This is a genomic window from Spirillospora sp. NPDC046719 (genome assembly GCF_040645715.1).
In the GTDB taxonomy this organism is placed as follows: domain Bacteria; phylum Actinomycetota; class Actinomycetes; order Streptosporangiales; family Streptosporangiaceae; genus Spirillospora.
On sequence record NZ_JBEYYT010000831.1, the window covers coordinates 1 to 1,954 of the forward strand.

4 protein-coding genes are annotated in these 1,954 nt (G+C 33.9%); all 4 read left to right on the forward strand.

The window, feature by feature from the left end; genetic code table 11:
* Window positions 1-425: 425 nt before the first annotated feature.
* Window positions 426-1,112 (forward strand): Rha family transcriptional regulator, encoded by a 687-nt coding sequence (locus tag ABZ914_RS50735; RefSeq protein ID WP_179107678.1) that lies wholly within the window; start codon window positions 426-428, stop codon window positions 1,110-1,112.
* Between the two features lie 71 nt (window positions 1,113-1,183).
* Window positions 1,184-1,354, forward strand: coding sequence for a DUF1655 domain-containing protein (locus ABZ914_RS50740; protein WP_269889312.1), 171 nt, complete (start codon window positions 1,184-1,186; stop codon window positions 1,352-1,354).
* A complete protein-coding gene (locus ABZ914_RS50745; protein WP_351515821.1) occupies window positions 1,326-1,610 on the forward strand; it encodes a hypothetical protein in 285 nt (94 codons plus the stop codon). Before ABZ914_RS50740 ends, ABZ914_RS50745 begins: the two co-directional genes overlap by 29 nt.
* 145 nt (window positions 1,611-1,755) lie before the next feature.
* Window positions 1,756-1,954, forward strand: a 199-nt coding sequence (locus ABZ914_RS50750; RefSeq protein WP_500201734.1) for a hypothetical protein, incomplete at its 3' end; no start/stop codon positions are given.

Here is a 1,954-nt window from a genome sequence, read left to right on the forward strand (position 1 = left end):
TACAACATTTTGGTAGTTATTTAAAATAAAAATTTCAATTTTGAAGTATATCACTTGACACTTCGAAAATGAAGTATTATACTATTGTCTAGATACTTCAATTTTGAAGTATCTAGAAAGAAGGTGAAGTAAAATAATGTATTTAACATCAGAAATTAAAACTGCTCTACGCAAAAAACGAGGAGTGCTAGATTTAACAAAAGGTGAAGCTGCCAATCAGCTTGGTATTAATCGTCTTACTTATGGACGTCTTGAAAGCCCAACACGTAATGAGAAAGTACGTCAGAGTACATACGAACGCATTACCGAGTGGCTCGCTAAGGACTATTAAAAAAACGCACCGCCCAGTACGTTGAAATTGAGAACAATGAAGTCAGTCGTTGAGATACGATATTGCGTATTAAACGCTAGAAAGAAATTTAATAATGAAAGACTTAGCATTTTTAACCAGTCCTGACATGAGTAAAGCGGAAGTTGTGACTAACCATATCGTTATTGCTGAATATGCAGGAATCGAAAGGACATCGTTACGTTTACTCATCAATAAACATAAAAAAGATTTTGAGCAATTCGGTAAGTTGATATTTGAAATATCGACCTTGCCAGATAGTCGAGGTCAAAAAGTAAAAATCTATCAACTTAATAGAAATCAAGCCATGTTGATGATTACTTATCTGGATAATACAGAAGTAGTTAGAAATTTTAAAATCGCTCTTGTAAAACGATTTGATGAAATGGAGAAGGAACTCTATGCAAGAAAAATTGCAAGAGCAGTTGAAAAGCCGAAAGGAATTACTCTTCATCAAGCTATTTCTGAGTGGAATCATTACTCACGACATGGTAATACATGGCATACGATTATTAGAAGTTTGCTTGCTACAACAGTAACAGGACTGACAAAGAAGCAAATTCAAGCTAGAGATACTGACTGGCGAAAAGAAAAAACGCTCCTAGACCTCCTTGATTCGGTGGAAATGGAACGTTACAAAATGCTTGAAAGTATCGCAATAGCCATGATTGAAGCTGGTTCCGATTACGAACCACTCAAAGTTGCTATTAAAGCAACAATGACAACAAAAAAAGTCCACACCGACCAAAGTAGAGACTTTTAAACTATAAGTAAGGCAAGCTCTTCATGAGTTTTGCTTTACTCAAATTATAACATATTTGAGGAGAAACACAAATGACAGAATTTATAACCATTGATGAAGCGAAGCTATTATTCACACAGTGCTTAGCAAAATCGAGACACCACATTGAAGTGGATGATGTCACTGACAAACTTTTTGATGGTAAAAGCGTAGCTACCTTTACTTTTATGGGGAATGGCTATCAAGTGGAATTGGAGGCTTAAAATGCAATCATCTACTTTCAAAATAGAAGATTTAGAGAAAGCACGAACTTTTGAAAATAAACATTTTTTAATTCTCTCTGTAAAAATGAATTCTGAAATTGGACATCAAGTTTTTTTAAAAAGCATAAAAAACAAAAAAACAGTAATTATTTTCAATCAAAATAAAGCTCCTCTTTGTATCAAAGTATCTCATGAGTTTGCACAAAGTTGGAAACTGAAAAAACAAGCTGAAACTAAGAAAAGAGATAAAGTATGAAATTTATAAAAATGGACGTTATAAGCACAGAAATACTACCTACTTGGTTGGTTAAACCTAGTCGTGCTGAAGTAAGAAAAATATTAATTGTCAATGAAACTAAAGCCCCAAAGTTGCATATAAGACTTAAACGAGGAGGGAAATCATGAGCATCTTATCATTTGAAGCAGAGCAGGAACTGACTCAATCAGTATTAAATCGTGTTGATAAATTAGTTGAGGCAAGAGTTGAACAAAGTCGTGAGTTCCCATATGTGCAACAAGCTGAATTATTGAAAGAACTGAACATTTCAACCACATATTTAGCTAAACTTCGGGCACAAGGATTAAAGCTATTGATTTTAG